We start from the raw sequence: 18,256 nt of genomic DNA on the forward strand, positions 1-18,256 counted from the left end.
GCCGCCGCTGACGATGCACTGCCCGGCCGGCGCACCACTCGACAGGCGGCGCGGCGCTCCACTGGCGTGCCGCGTTGGTGACACGGTGACGGTTGTGCGACGCTGCGCAGTCAGTTTTCGGTGGCCGGTGGAGGCGTGGTGCGTGAGGTCGAGGTCAAGTACCGCGTCCAGGACCGGGAAGCGCTGCTCGTCGCGCTCACGGCGCGCGGCATCGAGCCCGGTCCGCCGGTCGTCCAGGACGATCAGGCGTACGCCCCGACCACCTGGTCGTACGGCGACAGCAAGACCGGCGTCCCCTTCGTACGGTTACGGACCGTCGACGGCCGGCACACCTTCACCCTGAAACGTCCAGTCGACAACGCGCTCGCCGGCGACGAGTACGAGACGGCGGTCACCGACCGCGGTCAGATGCACGCCGCCATCCTGGCGATGGGCTTCCGTCCGACCGTACGGATCGCGAAAGTACGCCGTACCGCCGATTTGCCCGACGGTGAGCTCTGCGTCGACGACGTCGCCGGCCTCGGCACGTTCCTTGAGGTGGAACGCATCGTCCCCGAGGGCGTGCCCGGCGTGGCGGTGCAGGCCGAGTTGGCGGCGTTCGTCGCGTCACTCGGCCTCGCGGCGATCCGCACCGAGGAGACGTACGACTCGCTTGTCCGCGGGGCGACCTTCCGGCGGCAGGCTGTCGTCGGCAGAGAGCAGGCTTAGATGCGTGCTGTCCTACTGCGGACACCCAAACAACGAACCATCCGTGTTGAGGATCAGGTGCGGGCAGTCAGCCAGGCTAGTAGCCCAGCCGCCATTGCTGGTAGCCGTTCCCCGCGATGCATCCGTACCCGTAAACGGCACCTTGGGAGTTGCCGTCCAGGCACAGGTCGCTGAACCTGTTCTTCAGTGCCACCTTGTACCAGTCTCGGCCACCGACCACCTCCCACTGGGTGCTCTTCGCCGAGTTGCACTCACTCAGCCCGGCTCCACCGCCCGTATTGACCTGGACGCAGTAGCCGGTCTTGACGTGCTGCAGCATCACCAGATCGTGGCCGTCCCAGCTGCCTTGATCGATCGGCCGCCAGAGCTGATAGCGGTTCGAGCCGACCGGCATGCTGCACGGCAGGGTGTACATCTGCCCCCGGTCGTTCGCGTCCAGGCACCTGCCGGTGCTCCAGTTGCGTAGATAGTTCTGCCCAGGTACGGCCTGTGCCGGTGCTTGCGCCGCCACCACCGAGATCGCCGCCGCGCACACCGCGACGAGCATCATGGCCAGCAGCCGCAGTGGCCGGCGAACCATTTCCCCGGTGCCGATCGACCAATTTCGGACTCGAGACACGCTTGCTCCTAGTTGCAGATGACATAGACGAGGCCCACGCTCGAGGGCACGATACATGTGTTGCCGGCGGCTCTCGGTGGCGGTCGATTCGGGTGCCGGCGGGGCCGTTCGGTGCCCTGACCTCTGCTTCTATCCGGCTCCGATGATGTCGGGTCACGGTCGAGGTTGCTGGGAGGTGGTCGGATGACGACCGTCGTACCGGTGAATACTAGGCAGTTCACCATCAGCGGGGTGGGTGGTGCTGCAACTGTTCAGTGTGGCTCCTCGGTGTCGGGATCCCCGGAAACCGGGGATCCCGACAGATCACTTGTCGTCAGGAGTGCGTGACGAGTAGTTTGTACAGGCTTGTCTGACCGTAGTTCGAGCTGCTGCACGGGGAAGAGTTGCCGCAGTTGGCCTGGGTGTAGGCGCCGGCCTTGAAATAGTTGCCGGACGCGGTGTGCGAGATGGTCGTCTGCAGGGCGCCGTTGTAGTACACCTTGATCTGACCGCCACTGACCACGAACTTGCCTTCGAAGACTGTGTGCAGCTTGTAGCTGCTGGTGATCAGCTTGTGATTAGTGGTGTTTCCTTTGGTGACGTACAGGTTGGTGCCTTCCAGGCGGAAGACGGTGACGTCGTCGTCGCCGTCGTGGATCTGGGCTCCGACGACGTGTGCCTTGTCGTTCGGGAGCTTGTTGAACGCGAGCCGGAAGGTCATGGTGCGGGTGCCCGAGGTCGCCGACCAGGAGGCATTCGCGGTGCCGTTGCTGGCCATCTCGCGAAGCTCGGAGCGCGCGTAACTCGAGTTGGGCGTGGTCACTCCGTTGACCGGGGATCGGAACTGAACTCCGGTGCAGGCGGAGTTGACCGTGAACCACGGATTGGCCGAGTAGGTCTTGAGCTGCGGTTGCTTGATCTCGGTCGGGGATCCGGATGAACCGGTCGGCAACGTGACCTTCCAGTTCGTCAGGTTGAGCTGTTGGGCCGGGTAGTCGCACGGGGCGGCGGCGGTGGCGACGCCTCCCGGGGTGAGGAGGGAGGCTGCCAGGACGACTGTGGTCGCCAGCAATGCGGTCACGAGTCGCTGTGTGCGGTGCGTTGTCATCGCGGGTTGAGGCCTTTCGGGTGATGGTGATGGCGTCGGACGGCGATCGGCACCCATGGCGGACGATTCGTCGCGCGTCGCTTCATCGCGCCAGGAGTGCGCATTCAGTTCACAGTTGTGAACTGTTGGGCACTAGTGCCAGGTGAGAGTAGGAGACGCAATCAGATACGTCAATAGAAGTTTTTCCGCTGCACGGAAACAGGACCAGACCCGGTACGGCGGCCACCTGGCGACCGTACGTGTCCGGTCCTGTTTCTGGCCCTGGCCGTGGGGATGTGCGGGTACGAGCGTCGACTACCGGTATCCCCGAGTCCGTTACTGGAGCGGACCACCCGTGTGTACGACGTTACTGAAGGTGACCCTGGCCTTGCTGATGTCGGAGTCGGCGAAGTACTGCCGCCAGAGCACCTCCGCCTCTGCCGGACTGCTGGCTTCGCCGTACGGTACCCACCCGGGGTACTCGCAGTCGAGATCGTTGGTGACGTTGCAGCCGCTCTCGGCGTCCTGGGCTTGGACGTAACTCCCGAACTTCATGTAGGACGCCTGGGAATCCTGCATGTCGTACGTGAAACTGGTCGACGTACGGCCGATGGTCGAGTCGACCGTGACCACGCCGTAGTCGTTGATGAACTCGTACCTCATGGTCTCTCCGCTCCGGACGGTGCCGAGGTCGAAGATCTCCTCGTTGATCTGGCCGTCACCGCTCACGAAGCCCGGGATCTGAACACGAACGTACACGTCGAAGACACCGTTGCTGGGTACCCCCTCGAGCAGCGGGTAGTCGTCGATCGAGAAGTCCTGTTCGCCCTCGCCTTTGAAGATTCCGAGTGGGCTGGAATCCTGGACGTAGAGCTTGACCTGGGTGGAGAAGCCGGCACCGGTGCCGGCGTGGATCTGGTGGGCGATGAGCTTGACCCCGTCGTCGAGATCGAACCTGATGTCAGCCGAGAAGGATTCGTAGATCTCGTCCGAAGCCTTCCTGGCAGCCACCGGTGTCTTCAGCTCGTCGCGCGGACCGCCGCCGCTGCCGGTGACGGTGAACTGCTCCAAGCCGTCGAAGCTCAAGACGTACGGGTCGCTTGACTTGATGTAGTCGCCCGCCTCCGAACTGTCCCAGACGCTCGGGTCGAAGCCGGCGCCCGGTGCCGGTCCGGTGGACAGGGTGAAATCGTCGAACCGGCCGGTCTTGCCACCGTAGGCCGCGAAGATTTCGACGGTGCTGGCGCTGCCGGTGTTGAAATCGACGCTGACCGGCTCGAAGCCACGGCCACCGCCGGAAGAGGTGTAGGTGTCGCCGCCCACCCTGGCGCCGATGACGCCCTTGCCCCGGACGTACGCGGTCAAGGTGTAGTCGGTGCCGGGCGTGACAGTGACGTCTTGCCGGACTTCGCCGCCCGTACCTTGGATCTTGGCCGAATGGTGGCCGGTGTTGCCGATATCAGAGAGAGCCACCTTGCGGGAGTTGATGATGCGCCAGCCGTCGAAGTAGCCACTTTCGAAGCCGGGATTGGCGACGGCCACGGAATCGGCACTCGCGGTGGTGGCCAGCGTGCCGGTGGCAACCGCGGCGATGAGGCCTACTGTTGCTATCCGCGCGAGTGACGTGGTCCGTCTTCTGATTGCTTTCATGGTGCGGGTTCCTTCCGGGTCGCAGATCGGGACGGTTGATACGGCGAGGCCGGTCCGGCGTCCGCGCGGCGGCACGGCAACGGCACCGCAACGGCACCCCGCAGGGCGCCACAGGGGGTCCACGGACCATGACGCAAAGTAGTCGCATCGTCACCTAGACTCAGTGCATCGGTTTACTGAGATTCAGGATTATCTGTTCCTGGTGGCCTGGCTGTCAATGCTTGGCGATGGCCCGAACCCCCGGGGTGGGCGTGAGCAAGGCTGCGACATGCCGCACCGGCCCGATGAGGCGCTGCGCAAGCAGAGACTTCGCGTCACAGACGGTCACCCGAGCTAGTCGACCGATGCACTAGAAGTCCCGGATCGGGGCAGGTGACTGCTGACATACTGCGAGAGCATGTCGGGCCGTCCACGCGGCACCAGCGAGGCGGGCTCGCTCCCGCTACAGCTGGCCGCCGGTGCCGGTCTGCCAGAAGACCTGCCGGGTGGACCCGGACCGCAGCACCAGGTTCCCGTCGTCGCGCAGCACCAACTCCGGGCTGGGGCCAGCCCCGACGGAATCCGACGCCCACACCGCCGCCGCATCAGCGGCTGAGTTGTCGTAGACGACGAGGTTGCCGTCGGGCTGCATCCTGGTCTCCCGCACGCTCATGCCGCCGACGACGATCTGGTGTGTGCCGGACGACCAGAGCACGCTGGTGCCGGGCCCGTACAGGACCAGGTTGCCGTCCTGCTGTTGCATCAGGTGGTAGACCTCGTTCGGCGAGGACAGGTACCGCAGGGTGGTGAGCCGGTAGCCGGCCGGCATCGTGCCAGCGTACGACAGGGAGCTTTTCTGTTCGGACAGGCCCGTCAGCGTCATCACCGTCGAGCCGTCCCTGCGGGCCAGATGGAAGTGTCCCTGGTTGGTGACCATCACCCTGGTCGCGTCGGAATCCTTGGTGTTGGATGCCCAGGCGACGCTGCCGTCGGGGCGGTAGATGACGAGGTTGCCGTCGCTCTGCATGACGACCCGGCTTCCGGGCTGGCCGTTGGTGTTGCTGGCCCACCAGTCGTAGGGGCCTTGGCAGATGTTGGGTCGGGGCGCCCCGCAGGGCGACGGACCGTAGGCGACGAGGTTGCCGTCGGTCTGCATCAGCAGGCCGAACCGGCCGTCGGGGGAGAGGATGTACTCGCCTGCGTACATGGTCGTGTCCGCGTTGAGCTGGCTGCCGATCCTGGTCGCGCCGACGAACGCACCGGTCCGGATCGCGCCGGTGGCGGGTTGCGCCGGGGCGGCGGGCGACATCGACCCCGGCGACGCCGCCGCGGCGACGGCCTGCCGGTCCGGGCCTGCCTGCGACGCCGTCGGGCTCGGCGTGGCACCGGGCGACGGTGCTGCCGGATCGGGCGTTGCCGGATCCGCCGGCCCAGCGGACGACTCCGCCGTCGGCTCGCCGGTCAGCGCCACCGCCCCCGGCGTCTCGATCTCGTCGGACCGGTTCGCGAAGGCCACGGCCGTTGCGATCGTCAGCACCACGGCGACCATGCCGAGCGCGCCGAGCAGCAGCGCCGGCCGCCGAGGTCGGGTCGGCGGCGCGTTGTCGCCCGGGCCAGGATGCGACACCCCGACGATTTCCGTGGCGGCACTGTCGATGCCGACATCGCCGCTGCGCTCACCCGTCGGGGTGCCGGTGACGACAACTGCCGGATCGACATCCGCCCACGGGTCGACCGGATCATGCTGCGACATTGACATCTCCTGACGGACCAGCGACAAGGTACGGGTCGTCCGGAATCCGGACGCGGCGCACCGGGGCCAGGCCACGGTGCCTGGCGCGAACAAGGCACCAGCGGGAAATCCTGCCAATCCCTGGAGGCCGTTGACCAGTCGCGACCGGCGAATCTAGGCAGTCGCCACGTCTGACCGTGGACCTTGACCCGCGCGTCGCGCTCGTCGCGTACGGGCAGACGTTGGCGTCGCTGCGTTGGGCGATCCGCACCGTCTGCGGCCTGTTGATCGGCGCGATGGCGCTGCCGGTCGGCTTGCAGACGACCCCGGTGCTGAGCTTGATGGTGCCGTAGCGGCGCGGTCCCGGACGCCGGGCCAAGGGCGCGATCACCCCTGGCCGATGCCGGCGTCGGGGGGCAGCCGGAGCACCGGCCGGCCGAGCATCGGCAGCAGGCTGGCCAGCATCCCGACGGCGCACACCCACAGTGCGGTCCGTTCCCCGATCGCCTGGACCAGGAAGCCGCCGAACAACCCGCCGACCGGCATCATGCCCCACATCAGGAACCGCATGGCGGAGTTCATCCGCCCGTGCAGTTCCGGCGGGCAGATGGCCTGACGGTAGGTGATCTGGGCGACGTTCTGGATGGCGCTGCCGCCGATGTAGGCGGCGTAGCCGATCGGGTAGAGCACCACCAGCCAGCCCTGACCCACCAGCGGCATGAGCAGCAGCAGCGGAAACGTCACGGCGAACGGCAACCACAGCGTACGGGCGATGCCGAACGTCGCGACGAAGCGGTTGGCGAACACGCTGCCGACCACCCCGCCGACCGCGACGGCCCCGGTCACCAGGCCGTACGCCGCCGGCGACAGGCCGAGCGTGTTCACCAGCAGCAGCGGCTGGACGGTGAGCAGCGCGTACTCGAACAGCAGGGCGATCATGCCGTGCAGCACGACCAGCCGGAGAATCGGCTGACCGGCGACGTACCGCACTCCGATGGTGAGCTCCCGGCCCAGCCGTGGCCGTCCACTGGGCCGGTCGACCTGCGGTTCCGGTGGCCGGATCCGGCCGAGCAGCCAGGCGGAGGCCAGGTGGCACACCGCGTTGAAGGCCAGCGCGCCCGAGGCGGTGACGATCTGCACCAGCGCCCCGCCCAGGGGCGGTCCGGCCAGCTGACTGCCGTTGCCGGCCACCTCCAGCTTGCTGAAGCCGGCCAGTAGGCGGTCCTTGCCCACCAGGTACGTGACGTAGCCCTGCTGCGCGACGTCGAAGAAGACGTTGCCGACCCCGATGACCAGGGCGACCACGTACAGCTGCCCCAGGCTCAGCGCCCCGAACGCCGCTGTCACCGGCACCGACAACAGCACCAGCGCGCGGACCAGGTCGGCGGCCACCAGCACGGACCGCTGCCGTAGCCGGTCCACCCAGACCCCGGCCGGCAGCGCGACGACGAGGAAGGCGAGCGTGCTCGCCGCCACCAGGAGCCCCACCTGCTGGGCGGAGGCGTCCAGCACGAGCACCGCGAGCAGCGGCAGGGCGACGAGTGCGACGTGGCCGCCGGTGCGGCTGACCACATCGGAGGCGAGCAGCAGACGGAAACCGCGATGGGAGCGCAGCAGGTCGTCGGCTGGCCGTACCCGCTCGGGCACGTCCACTGTCGTCAAAGAACCAACCTCCGGGGTGTCATCGACCGGACCGGACCCGCTGTTGCCGTGGCGGCGTGCGCCAACCGTCGCACGATCTCGGTGAGGATAGCGGGGGTGGTGGCGAAGTTGAGTCTGAGGAAACCCGTGCCCGGCGGGCCGAACTCGGCACCGTCCATCACGCTCACCCGCGCGCGTTCGGCGAGGTCTGCGGCCGGCGGGTAGTCGCGCAGGTCGAGCCAGCCCAGGTAGGTGCCTTCGGGCGGGGTGTAGCGGGCCATCGGCAGGTGCACGCCGAGCAGCTCGGCCAGCAGATGCCGGTTGCGGTCGAGCCGGCCGAGCACCGTGTCGAGCCACGGCCCACCGGCCAGGTACGCGGCCGTGGCGGCCAGCACGCCCAGGGTGGCGGTGCCGTCGGTGTGCAGCCGTCCGAGCTCACCCCACCGCTTACGGTCGGCGTCGTTGCTGGTCAGCAGCTGAGCGCACTTCAGACCCGCCACGTTCCACGCCTTCGACGTCGACGTGGCTGTCACCGTGTGTCCGGCCGCCGCTTCACAGCAGGTGGCGTACGGGACATGCCGGTGCCCGGGATAGACGAGCGGTGCGTGGACCTCGTCGCTGAACACCCGGCCACGGTGCCGTTCGACGACCTCCGCGACGGCCAACAGTTCACCGGGCTCCATGACCGCGCCGAGGGGGTTGTTGGGGTTGCAGAGGACGAGCGTGTTCCCGCCCGCCGCGAAGGCGCGGTCGAGAGCGTCCAGGTCGTAGCCGTAGCGGCCGCCCGACTCCACCATCTCGACCTGGATGACGCGTCGACCGAGCAGCCGGGGTACGGCCAGGAACGGCGGGTACGCGGGCACCGGCACGATGACGGCCGAGCCGGGCCGGGAGAAGCAGTCGATGGCGACGTGCAGGGCACGGATGACGTCCGGCAACGGCCGCACATCCGCCGGCGAGAGGTCCCATCCGTACCTGTCGTGTTGCCAGGCGGCGCACGCCTCAGCCAGCTGTGCCGTCAGCTGCGGCGTGAGGTAGCCGACCTGACCGCGGTCCACCGCGTCGTGCAACGCGTCCGCAACGTCGGGTGCCGTACCGAAGTCCATCTCGGCCACACACGCCGCCAGTCTTCCCGGGCCGGCGGCGGCCCACTTCAGCCCACCGCGCTCGCGCAACGAGTCGACGGTGACGACGTCGGAACCTGTCCACACCTGCGTTGTCACCTACTCCGTCAACACGTGTTTGCCGGCGGCGATGCTCGCCTCCCAGTTCTGCCCGTCGAATTCCACAAACTCGATGTTCTCGGCGGGGGAGAGGTCGAGGCACCGCGCGTTGACGCTGAAATAGCCGGTGGGATGCGATCGGGGGCGGTAGAACGGCAGCACGCCGCAGACCGCGCAGAAGGTGTGGTCCGCGATGCGGTTGCCGAACCGGTACGGCTTGAGGAACTCCTGTCCCTGGTGCAGCTTGAACCGCGCCTCCGGGGTCATCAGTTCCTGGTGGCCGTGCCGGTGGCAGATTCCGCAATTGCACAGGGTGATGGTCAGGTTGCGACTGGCCGCTGCGGAAAATACCACCCCGCCGCAGTGGCAGCTGCCGTCGTACCACACGCGTTCGATGGTCTCGGTCGTTCCCGTCACCTCTTCGGTCATAGCGTCACTCCGATCAGTTGGCGGTTGCGAGCGCGGGCAGGTCGGCGGGCAGGCCGAACGACATGGGCAGCATGCGGTGCGGGGCGACCGAGTCGTACCGGAACGAGACGTGCCCCTTCTCGGTGGGCTTCCTGGTGAAGAAGATGAGCATGTCCCGGATGGCTGGCTCCGTGTCGTCGATCGGGTAGACCGGCGAGACGCTGTGCTTGTACTCGTGATCGACGACCATCAAGGTGTCCAGGAATTCGCCGTGCCGCGCCCTGCCCTTGACCAACGCGGGGTCCGTCTCGTGCCAGCGGCGGCCGTTGACCTCTCTCATGTCGTGCAGGAAGGTCTCCGCGCTGTCGGTGGTCATGTTGCGCGCGGAGAGGAACGTGGTCATGGTGTGGTCCACCCCGTCGGAGTGCACGCCCTCCAGCGCGGGTTCGCCCAGCAGGCCGGTGGTCGTGACGGTCCGCAGGTTGAACAGGGTGCAGATCCACTCGGCGCGGCCGTAGTCCAGCCGGGGCCGCTGTGCCACGTCGATCCCGTGGGCGACCAGGAACTTGAAGACCAGCATCGCCTGCAGGGCGGTGTTCAGTTGCAGGTCGTCCTGCACCTCGTCGAACGTGCGCAGCGTCTCCGAGTCGTGCCGCACGAAGTCCTCCTCGCGGGAGAGAACGAAGGGCTGCGCCTCCAGCCGGTACCCGCGCCGGGTCTGCGGGTCGAGGCAGATCCGTCCGTTCCTGCTCTTGCGAAATGGCAGGGTCGGGTCCGACTCCAGTTGGTCGCTGATCACCTTCAGGCGCTCGAAGTCCTCGTCTGTCGCGCCGAGCGATTGCAGCATCGAGACCATTCTTGCCCCGTCGACGAAAGCCCATCGGGCGCGGATGTACTCGGATCTGACATCCATGACGTCGGACACGGCGGAGTCGTATTTCACAGCCTTCTCCACTCCCTGAAATGACTTTGACAGCAAGCGCTCTGAGATCCACATCATGGTGCGGGCGGTAGGCCTCCGCTTCTTCTGAATTGCCCTCACGGAGGGTGATGGGTTACCGGTGGTAGTCGGGGATTGAGAGCAACGTGGGAGAAGACAACTGCCCCGGGGCGGGGAACCGTGTACACGGTCGAGCGTGCTCGTCAGCCGCGCCTCTTACCGTTTCGAGATTTGACACCAACGTGGTAAGTGCCCTGCTCGGGGACACCACGACAAACCGGGAGGACGACCGTTGCCAAAGTTGATGTTCGCCAATTCGACCAGCCGTGTGATGGCAGCTCGGCCGGATGACGTCCCGGACGACGCGAAGGACTCCTACCGTTTTCTCGCCAACCGGATGCTGTGGTCGATGGACGAGGGCGACGTAGCTGTTCTTCCTGGCAAGGTCAGTGACGCGTGGCTGGCGTACGTCGCCGATCTGCTCGGCCTCGCGTCACCTCCCACGGTGCTTTCCCTGGCTGACTACCCCGGCGCCGGGTGGTATCCCGGCGACCGACCGCAGCTCGCCGATGCCCTGCGCGGTCTGATGGTGGCCGGTGGCGGCGCCACGGACCCGTGGCGTCTGGAGTGCTACATCCACGACCGGGACATCGCCTCCTGGGAGCGACTGCTCGGCATCGGCGCGGAGGAGTCCGTGCGCTTCGCGCAAGGGACCGCCGAGCTGGTCAACTCCAAGTCGGTCTTCCGGTCCATGGCAACGGCCTGCGGGATCCCGGTCGCCGAGGGGCGCGTCGTGGACCGTGGACCTGAGCTGGTCGACGGCGCGTCCGAACTGCTCGCCCGGACCGGCGCCGTCATCATCAAGCAGGACGTCAACGCCGGCGGAGACGGCAACATCCTGCTGACCACGGTCGAGGGAGGAAAGGAGGCCGGCGCGCACTACGTGGTTCACCTGGCGGCGACCGATCCCGCGACGGTCGCGTTGGCGCTCGAACCGTTCGGCCTGACGGCCCTGCCCGACCTGCCGGCCGGCGCCAGCCCGGCGCACAACATCATCGAGGTCTACCACGAGTCGGTCCGCGAACTGTCCGCTGACATGACCGTGCCACGCGTCGGCGCGCCGACCCTGATGAGCTACAGCGACCTACGCATGGCCGAGACCTGGAAGGGCAGCATCTACCCGCCGCAGAACCTCACCCCCAGATTGCACGCGCATCTGGGCGCATACATGCAGCAGGTCGCGATCGTCGCCCAGCAGCTCGGCTACTACGGGCCGATGAACATCGACGCGATCGTTACCGGATCCGGCGAGCTGCTGTTCAACGAGTTCAACGGGCGGGTCGGTGGCACCACCGGCATCGACATGATCGGACGGCGGCTGCTCGGCCAGGACTACCTCGACCATCACGTCCTCGCCTCGCGTATCGACGTGCCCGCGCCCGGCTGCGATATCCTCGTGAAGGCCCTGGACGAGCAGGGACTGCTGTTCACCCGGGGATCAGACCACGGCGTGGTCGTCTACAACGACACCACCGAGCAGACGGGCACGATCGAGTACGTGGTGATCGGCCGTAGCTGGGCGGAGACGTCCCGTGCCGAGGAGCAGCTGACCAGCGTCCTGAACAAGCTCTGAGCGACTCCGAGCGACTCCGAGCAGCTTCGAGCAGGTCCGGCAGGTGGTCCGGCTGCGGGTTCGTTCAGCGCAGTGGCGATGCCGTCGACACTATGTGGACGACTCTGGGCGCGGCCGGGGCGTGAGTCCGTCGTGCAGGACGGTGAGGATCCGTTGCTGGCCTTTCTGGTCGGGGCCGACCTGCTCCAGCGCCCGCGAGGTGCCGATCATCAGCCCGATCAACTCGGCTGTGGCGATGTCCGGGCGTACGGCTCCGGACTGCTGCGCCCTGGTCAGCAGGTCCCCCATCGCGTCGCGCAGGTCCGCGCCGGCTGAGGCGATCGCCGCCCGTACTGCGGCCATCGCCTCGTCATCGGAGTCGACGGCGTCGGTGAAGGCATGCTTGACCGTCGACTGTTTGACGGCCTCGGTGAAGAACGCGAAGAAGCCGGCGCCGACGTCGCCGGCGGTGGCCATCTCCCGCGCGTACGCGGTGATCTCCCGTAGCCGGGACATGAACACCGCCTCGATGAGAGCGGCCTTCGTGGGGAAGTGACGGAAGACGGTGCCGATCGCCACGCCGGCGAGCTCGGCGAGCTCCTCGGTCGAGGCGGACGGACCGGCCGCCGCGAAGACCTGTTCGGCGGCGGCGAGGATCCGGGCGGCCGTTACTGCCTGGATCTGTCCGATCAGGGCGGTCCGGCCGGGCCGGACTCGTACGCGCAGCCGCTGGCCGGGTGTGCGGCCCGCGCGATCACCTCGTCCAGGCGGGAGCGGGCTGCCGTCAACTCGGCGATCCGCGCGTCGATCCGGTCGCGCTCGGCAGCCAGCCGGGCGCGTGACTCGGGCGTGTTGACCTTGGCGTCCACACAGGGCATCAGGTCGGCGATGGTCCGGCTGGACAGGTTGGCCGCGTACAGCCGCTGGATCAGCCGGACCCGTTCGACGGCCGACTCCGAGTAGCGGCGCTGACCGGCCGGGCTGCGCTGCGCGACCAGCAGACCCTGCTCCTCGTAGTAGCGCAGCGCCCGGGTGCTCACCCCGGCGCGGTCGGCCAGCTCACCGATCCGCACAGTGACCCCCATCACAAGTCTTTGCCTTTGACGTCAATGTCAGGTTTTAGCGTAGCCAGCATGCAGATTTTCGGAGCAACCGCCCTGGTCACCGGGGCCAATCGTGGTATCGGCCGGCACTTCGCCGCCCAGCTGGTCGAGCGCGGTGCCGCCACGGTCTACGCCACCGCCCGCCGCCCCGAGTCCGTCGACCTGCCCGGCGTACGGGTCCTGCCGCTGGACGTCACCGACCCGGACTCGGTCGCCGCCGCCGCGGCGGCCACCGGTGACGTCACCCTGCTGGTCAACAACGCCGGGGTCACGACCGGAGCGGACCTGGTCGGCGGTGACCTCGGCCTGATCCGCCAGGAGATGGACACCCACTTCTGGGGGACGCTGCACATGATCCGGGCCTTCGCGCCGCAGCTGGCCAACGGCGCGATCCTCAACGTGCTGTCGGCGCTGTCCTGGAGCGCCTACCCGGGTGCCGGCGGCTACGCGGCGGCGAAGGCCGCCGAGTGGAACCTCACCAACGCCGTACGGCTGGAGCTGGCCGCACAGCACACCCAGGTCACCGGTCTGCTGATGGGCGCCGTCGACACCGACATGATGGCCTCCTACGACGGACCGAAAAGCGACCCGGCGGTGATCGTCAAGGCAGCCCTGGACGGTCTCGAGGCGGGTGAGTGGGAGGTGCTCGCCGACGAGACGGCCCGTGCGGTCAAGGCATCCCTCGCCGCGGACCCCTCCGGCGGTCAGAAGACCTGACCAGAGCGTACGGCGGTGAACAGCAGCGGCGTGCCGACGCCGAGCCGGGCCACGGCGTCGGCGGCCGCCTCGGCCAGCCACCCGATCGCGTCGCAGGACCACTCGACCAGCTCACCGCGAAGCACCACACCGTGCAGTGGTGGGCCGTTCCAGAGGCTGTCGTCGAACAGTGGAGCCGGGGTGGTGTCGGCGGCCGCGAGGTCGTGCGACCGGTATCCGAACACATCCGGACCCAGGTCGGCGAGCAGCTCGGTGAGCTGGACCGCCACGTCGGGTAGCGACGGCTCCCGGCCGCTGTTGACGGTGATCTCGACCGGCGTCCGGTCCGCCGGACCGTGGCCGGTGAACCACGGGCTCGTCCGAGTCGCCGACACCGGCGCGTACGGCGGGCGGGACGCCGGGTCGAGCCCGTGCACCGGTAGCAGCAGTTGTACCGCAGACAGGTCGAGCGGACCCCGCCGTGCCGTCACCTCTGCGGCGCAGTGCAGGAACGGCTGCACCGGCAGTGGCCGGTCGCCCGCCACCGCGCTGGCGTCGACCTGGAACCAGGACAGCAGGGCGGCGTCGGGCGCGGCGGCTGGATGCTGCCACCCGGCGTCGTTCGTCGCCCACAGGCCACCCGACCGGAGCATGCCGTTGTCGCGATCGCCGCCAGCCGAGGAATCGTCGAGCCAGCCCATGGCGAGTGACCGGTGGTAGAAGAGCGAATAGGCGTCCAGCTCCCCGTCGGCCCCGTGTGGCACATCGTCTGCGGGTCCGGTGAGGAAGCTGCCGTAGAGAGCGGCGAACATGGTGCCGGCGACCCGAAGGGTCGCCGGCACCACGCCGGGCCGCGTATTGATGCTGCGTTCCGGCATCTGTTTCCTGTGCCTTTCCAGCTGCCGCGCAGCTGCGAGTCTCCTGTTTGCGAAAGGGTCAGTATACGCGACAGGCGACGTCGTTCTGGCGATGCGGCCACTCGCCGGTGTCGATTTCTCCGATCACGTCGACGTCGACGTGATTGCGCCACGACGTCATCTGGGTGTCGTCGCAGTCGTGACGCGCGACGGTGCGGTCGCCGCTTCCGGTGTAGGGCCGTAGTTCCCTGGTCGACGAGCAGGCCTTCTGCCGCCAGGTGTTGTCCCGGCCGCTCTCTGGTGTGCAGCCGATCAGAGCCGTGTCTGCGGCCGTGCCGGTGGTCGTGGCCATCGGGATCATCCGGCCGGCGCGGTCCAGATATGTTGCGGTGCCTGCGGAACCCGATGGCGCGATTCCCGGCACCGCGACCGCAGTGTCCGTTGGCTCAGCCATCGCCTGTGCGGGCGTGGCAACGCCGACGAGGGCGAGGGTGGTTGCGGCCAGGGCGCTGAGCACCCGTGTTGCTTGTTTCATTGATCCTCCCCGTGCTGGAACAATTGAGGACACGCGACTGAGATAGCATTTCCTGCAGTCAGGGGTGAATTGTCGGCCGGCGAGTGGGGGTTGATCAATTCGCCCCGTACGACGACCAACGACCACGACGCTAATCGATTGACTCTCGAGGTGCAACCCGGGGTCGACGTGAAGCAGACCGATCATGAAAGCAGACCGATCATGAAACATGGGTGCGCCGGTGCGGCTCAGCTTGCGGACGCGGTTTCACCAAATGGTCGCCGACGCTTTGGATGCTCTGCGGACCGGCCTGATGGTGCAGGCGCATGTCGATGCATCTGCGCCATCAGGATGGCGGAGTCGCTTGCCCTGTCAGAGGGGCACGGTCGGGGTGACGGTCGACGGGGTGAAGGTGTGCGGGCGGCCGCAGTAGTCCGGGATCGGGGTGATGTCGAGCAGTGACACCCGGCAGACCTGGATGGCGACGCGGTCGATTCCTCGGACGGCGGCGTTCGCGCCGAGGACGAACTCGATCTCGACGACGCCGTTGTTCACCCGGCGGGCGGTCTCGTCGACGACCCGCTCGCCGGCGTACGCGGTATAGCTGGCGATGGTGTAACGGCTGTCGTCGCGGCAGACGGCTCCCGGGTCGTTCGGGAACGGACGGTCGGCGAGCATCCCGGTCACCCGTACCGCGCTGGTCGGCGGGGCGGAGCGCCACTCCAGGTGACCCAGGGTGTAGCCGTAGGTGCAGTTGTCCCCGGACGGGACGGAGAACCGCTGCAGGATCGACGGGCTGGCGGTGGCTCCGCTGGCCGCGAGGGCAGCGGCGGCGATCGCGGCGGCGAGGACGGTCGCCGCACGCAGGACTGCGCGCTTCATCTGCTTCCTTTCTGCTGTCTCGGATGCTTCGTGGACGGTCATCGGCACCTGGTGCGGGTGTGACGACAAATACATCAAAGATTACCGATGTATAGCTGTGAAGTCATCTGCTGGCCGATGGGCGTTGTGCGTGAAGGAGTCGCCTGTTGGGTACCGGCTCGGGCAGTGGCATCGACCCGACGAGTCCACCCCCGAAGGAGACATGGCATGAGCCAGGTCACCGAGGCCGCGCCGCAGCGGTCGACCGGCGTACCCGAACCACCGACCGGCTGGCGCCGATTCCGCTACATCGGCCCCGGCGTGCTGTGGGCGCTCGCCGCCCTCGCCACCGGCGAACTGCTGTTCACTCCCCGGGTCGGAGCCCAGTACGGCTACAGTCTGATGTGGGCGCTGGTCGCCGTACTCGTCCTCAAGCTCTTCGTCACCCGGGAAATCGGCCGCTACAGCGTCGTCACCGGCCGCCGGCTGCTCACCGGCCTGGCCGGCCTGCCCGGCCCGGCCGGCTGGGCGATCTGGCTGATCCTGGTGCCGCAGCTGGTCGTCGGGATCGCCGCGATCGCCGGGATCGCCAGCGCCGCCGGCAGCGCACTCGCGCTCGCCGTACCCGGTCCGATCCAGGCCTGGACCGGCGCGGTCCTCGCGGCCGCCGCCGGGCTGGTGCTGGTCGGTCACTACACCGGCGTCGAATGGGTGTCCCGAGTCCTCGGCATCGCGCTCGCCCTCGGCGCGGTCGTCGCCGCGATCCAGGTCGGGCCGGACCTGACCGAGGCCGCCGCCGGGTTCGTCCCGGTGCCGCCGGACGATCTGCAGGTAGCCGAGATCCTGCCCTGGCTCGGCTTCCTGTCCAACGGCGCGGCCGGACTGATGTGGTACTCGTACTGGATCACCGCCAAGGGCATCGGCCACGCCGGGGTGGCGGCGGCCGACCGCCGCGACCCACGGGACCTCGACAGCCACCAGATCGACCGGGTACGCGGCTGGCTGCGGACGATGACCCTCGACTCGACGTTCGCCGTGGTGGGCGTCGCGCTGATCACCGTCGCGTTCCTGATCCTCGGCGCCGAGCTGCTGCGGCCGGAAGGCATCGTGCCCGCCGAAGCCGACGTCGCCCGCGACCTGACCCGCCTGTTCAGCGAGGTGTTCGGCAGCGTCGGCTTCTGGCTGATGGTCGTCGGACTGGTCTCGGCGTTCTGGACCGCCACCCTCACCAACATCGACGGGTGGCAGCGGCTCTACACCGACGGCGTACGGCGTGTGCTGCCGGAACGGCTCACCGAGCACAGCCTGGCCCGCCCGGCGGTGATCAGCCGGACCGCCGTCGTGGTGTGGCTGGCGACCCTGCCGTACGCCGTGTTCCTGATCTTCGGCAATCCGGTCGCCCTGCTGACCCTCGCCGGGTCGATCGAGGCCGTGCACATCCCGCTGGTCGCCGGACTCGTGCTGTGGCTCAACCGGCGGACCATGCCACGCGCGTTGCGCGCCGGGTGGGCCGCGACCGCACTGGTGGTCGCCGCCGTGGTCTTCTTCACCTGGTTCGCGCTCTACTACCTGTGGCAGCAGTTCGCCGGCTGACCGGAAGCGGCCAGCCGAAGAGGGCAGGCCGGTTGCGGTCGGTGGCCAGATCCGCCACCATGGTGGACATGATCACTTCCTACCGGAAGGGCGGAACCGCCCTCGCGCGGTGACCGCGCCCGCGCGGCGTGACGCCGCCCGCTCCACCTCCCCAGCACCAGCTTCCGATCGGCTCGTCGCCTACTGGCGGCTGGCCGAACCCGTCCGGCGCGAATGGCTCGACCACGGGCTCGACACCGCGCCCGCCGGCCGGGCCACCACAGAGGACATCCTGTCCCGCATCTATGCCCGGCACTCTCGTCGTCGACCCCGGTTCCGTTGGGTCGACTCACCACGTCAGGCACTGCCGCTGCTGGCCGGTCTGCCCACCCACGACCTGCTCCAGCAGTGGATCAGAGCTCGACAGCCGGCCGGGAAACCCCCACTAGCCAGCGACATCGCCGCCGGGCTGTCCCGGCTGCGCAGCGCCCTGGACGCGGCCGCCGACCATCCCGACCTGACCCCACCACAGGCCGGCCGGAAGAAGGACACCCGGAAGAAGGACGCCTGGAAGAAGGACGCCGGCCAGAAACAGGACGGTGCCGGATCGAAATGGCCGGTGCTGCCGCCGATCGAGGCGCTCGCGGCCGGCGTACCGCTGCGGGTCGTCCTGCAGCAGGGGGTCCGCGACGCGCTGCGGACCAGCCTCGTTGACGGCTTCTCCCTACCGGTCCGCGCGGCACTCGCGGCCGTCGGGCGACAGCCCGTGCCGACCGCCTGGTACGGCCAGCAGGACGCGCACTGGGTGGCGTACTACGACGTGCTGCGCCGGCTCGGGCTGGCCCGGTACCGGCGGGCCGACGAGACTCAGCTCGACGAGTGGGCGACGTTGGCCCGGTCCGCCGGCTGGTGGTGGCCGGGGGAGCGGACCTGCGTACTGGTCGAACGTCCGGCGGTGATCCGGACCGGGCCGGTGCCGGGCGCCCGGCACGGCGAGCAGCGCCCGGCATCGGGGGTGGCCGGCCCGGTCGGATACCGGGACGGCTGGCGACCACTCGGGTAGCCGTCCGGCGGC

Annotated in this window: 19 protein-coding genes; 6 read left to right on the forward strand and 13 right to left on the reverse strand. The window is 68.4% G+C overall.

Annotated features, from left to right (window positions below):
• The first annotated feature begins 138 nt into the window (after nucleotides 1–138).
• Entirely contained in the window at nucleotides 139–708 is a 570-nt protein-coding gene (locus O7610_RS28530) for a class IV adenylate cyclase (protein WP_289212262.1), read from the forward strand.
• Nucleotides 709–784: 76 nt separating this feature from the next.
• Here the strand turns inward: O7610_RS28530 and O7610_RS28535 are convergent, their stop codons facing one another.
• The 4 genes from O7610_RS28535 to O7610_RS28550 all read right to left on the reverse strand — a co-directional run bounded on the left by O7610_RS28535 (nucleotide 785) and on the right by O7610_RS28550 (nucleotide 5,775).
• Nucleotides 785–1,327, reverse strand: a complete 543-nt coding sequence (locus O7610_RS28535) for an RICIN domain-containing protein (protein WP_282234048.1) — start codon at nucleotides 1,325–1,327, stop codon at nucleotides 785–787.
• A gap of 313 nt (nucleotides 1,328–1,640) precedes the next feature.
• Nucleotides 1,641–2,471, reverse strand: a complete 831-nt coding sequence (locus O7610_RS28540; protein WP_289212263.1) for a polysaccharide lyase family 7 protein — start codon at nucleotides 2,469–2,471, stop codon at nucleotides 1,641–1,643.
• A gap of 258 nt (nucleotides 2,472–2,729) precedes the next feature.
• Nucleotides 2,730–4,118, reverse strand: coding sequence for a hypothetical protein (locus O7610_RS28545; RefSeq protein WP_289212264.1), 1,389 nt, complete (start codon nucleotides 4,116–4,118; stop codon nucleotides 2,730–2,732).
• A gap of 367 nt (nucleotides 4,119–4,485) precedes the next feature.
• A complete protein-coding gene (locus tag O7610_RS28550) occupies nucleotides 4,486–5,775 on the reverse strand; it encodes a hypothetical protein (RefSeq protein WP_289212265.1) in 1,290 nt (429 codons plus the stop codon).
• 176 nt (nucleotides 5,776–5,951) lie between these two features.
• Between O7610_RS28550 and O7610_RS28555 the strand changes: the two genes are divergently transcribed.
• Entirely contained in the window at nucleotides 5,952–6,107 is a 156-nt protein-coding gene (locus tag O7610_RS28555; RefSeq protein WP_281567434.1) for a hypothetical protein, read from the forward strand.
• A gap of 34 nt (nucleotides 6,108–6,141) precedes the next feature.
• On the opposite strand, the gene O7610_RS28560 is transcribed toward O7610_RS28555, so the two are convergent.
• From O7610_RS28560 to O7610_RS28575, 4 genes are read right to left on the reverse strand one after another with little or no spacing between them, the layout of a single operon-like run.
• A complete protein-coding gene (locus O7610_RS28560) occupies nucleotides 6,142–7,407 on the reverse strand; it encodes an MFS transporter (protein WP_281555448.1) in 1,266 nt (421 codons plus the stop codon).
• A 5-nt stretch (nucleotides 7,408–7,412) separates the two neighbouring features.
• Nucleotides 7,413–8,606, reverse strand: a complete 1,194-nt coding sequence (locus tag O7610_RS28565; protein ID WP_289212266.1) for a MalY/PatB family protein — start codon at nucleotides 8,604–8,606, stop codon at nucleotides 7,413–7,415.
• Nucleotides 8,607–8,618: 12 nt separating this feature from the next.
• On the reverse strand, nucleotides 8,619–9,047 hold the full coding sequence (locus O7610_RS28570; RefSeq protein WP_281567432.1) for a GFA family protein: 429 nt from the start codon (nucleotides 9,045–9,047) through the stop codon (nucleotides 8,619–8,621).
• A gap of 13 nt (nucleotides 9,048–9,060) precedes the next feature.
• On the reverse strand, nucleotides 9,061–9,873 hold the full coding sequence (locus O7610_RS28575) for a 2OG-Fe dioxygenase family protein (RefSeq protein WP_281553440.1): 813 nt from the start codon (nucleotides 9,871–9,873) through the stop codon (nucleotides 9,061–9,063).
• A 424-nt stretch (nucleotides 9,874–10,297) separates the two neighbouring features.
• Here O7610_RS28575 and O7610_RS28580 point away from each other — a divergent pair, with 424 nt between their 5' ends.
• Nucleotides 10,298–11,599, forward strand: a complete 1,302-nt coding sequence (locus O7610_RS28580; protein WP_289212267.1) for a preATP grasp domain-containing protein — start codon at nucleotides 10,298–10,300, stop codon at nucleotides 11,597–11,599.
• Between the two features lie 90 nt (nucleotides 11,600–11,689).
• Here O7610_RS28580 and O7610_RS28585 read toward each other — a convergent pair whose 3' ends face one another.
• Nucleotides 11,690–12,271 carry a TetR/AcrR family transcriptional regulator gene (locus O7610_RS28585; RefSeq protein ID WP_502959123.1) on the reverse strand — a complete coding sequence of 194 codons (582 nt, stop codon included), beginning with the start codon at nucleotides 12,269–12,271 and terminating at the stop codon, nucleotides 11,690–11,692.
• On the reverse strand, nucleotides 12,268–12,651 hold the full coding sequence (locus O7610_RS28590) for a MerR family transcriptional regulator (protein ID WP_289213708.1): 384 nt from the start codon (nucleotides 12,649–12,651) through the stop codon (nucleotides 12,268–12,270). Before O7610_RS28590 ends, O7610_RS28585 begins: the two co-directional genes overlap by 4 nt.
• Before the next feature lie 60 nt (nucleotides 12,652–12,711).
• On the opposite strand from O7610_RS28590, the gene O7610_RS28595 reads away from it, so the two are divergent.
• Complete coding sequence (locus O7610_RS28595; protein ID WP_281553442.1) at nucleotides 12,712–13,398, forward strand: SDR family oxidoreductase; 687 nt, start codon at nucleotides 12,712–12,714, stop codon at nucleotides 13,396–13,398.
• Here O7610_RS28595 and O7610_RS28600 read toward each other — a convergent pair.
• The 3 genes from O7610_RS28600 to O7610_RS28610 form a co-directional block, all read right to left on the reverse strand.
• Entirely contained in the window at nucleotides 13,386–14,255 is an 870-nt protein-coding gene (locus O7610_RS28600) for a hypothetical protein (RefSeq protein ID WP_289212268.1), read from the reverse strand. The genes O7610_RS28595 and O7610_RS28600 overlap by 13 nt on opposite strands.
• A gap of 58 nt (nucleotides 14,256–14,313) precedes the next feature.
• Nucleotides 14,314–14,751 (reverse strand): hypothetical protein, encoded by a 438-nt coding sequence (locus tag O7610_RS28605; protein WP_281553444.1) that lies wholly within the window; start codon nucleotides 14,749–14,751, stop codon nucleotides 14,314–14,316.
• A gap of 369 nt (nucleotides 14,752–15,120) precedes the next feature.
• Nucleotides 15,121–15,630 (reverse strand): hypothetical protein, encoded by a 510-nt coding sequence (locus O7610_RS28610; RefSeq protein WP_289212269.1) that lies wholly within the window; start codon nucleotides 15,628–15,630, stop codon nucleotides 15,121–15,123.
• Between the two features lie 207 nt (nucleotides 15,631–15,837).
• Between O7610_RS28610 and O7610_RS28615 the strand changes: the two genes are divergently transcribed.
• Complete coding sequence (locus O7610_RS28615) at nucleotides 15,838–17,202, forward strand: Nramp family divalent metal transporter (protein ID WP_281553447.1); 1,365 nt, start codon at nucleotides 15,838–15,840, stop codon at nucleotides 17,200–17,202.
• Nucleotides 17,203–17,311: 109 nt separating this feature from the next.
• Nucleotides 17,312–18,244 carry a DUF6745 domain-containing protein gene (locus O7610_RS28620; RefSeq protein ID WP_289212270.1) on the forward strand — a complete coding sequence of 311 codons (933 nt, stop codon included), beginning with the start codon at nucleotides 17,312–17,314 and terminating at the stop codon, nucleotides 18,242–18,244.
• The last annotated feature ends 12 nt before the right edge of the window (nucleotides 18,245–18,256 follow it).

This window comes from Solwaraspora sp. WMMA2065, assembly GCF_030345075.1.
GTDB lineage: Bacteria > Actinomycetota > Actinomycetes > Mycobacteriales > Micromonosporaceae > Micromonospora_E.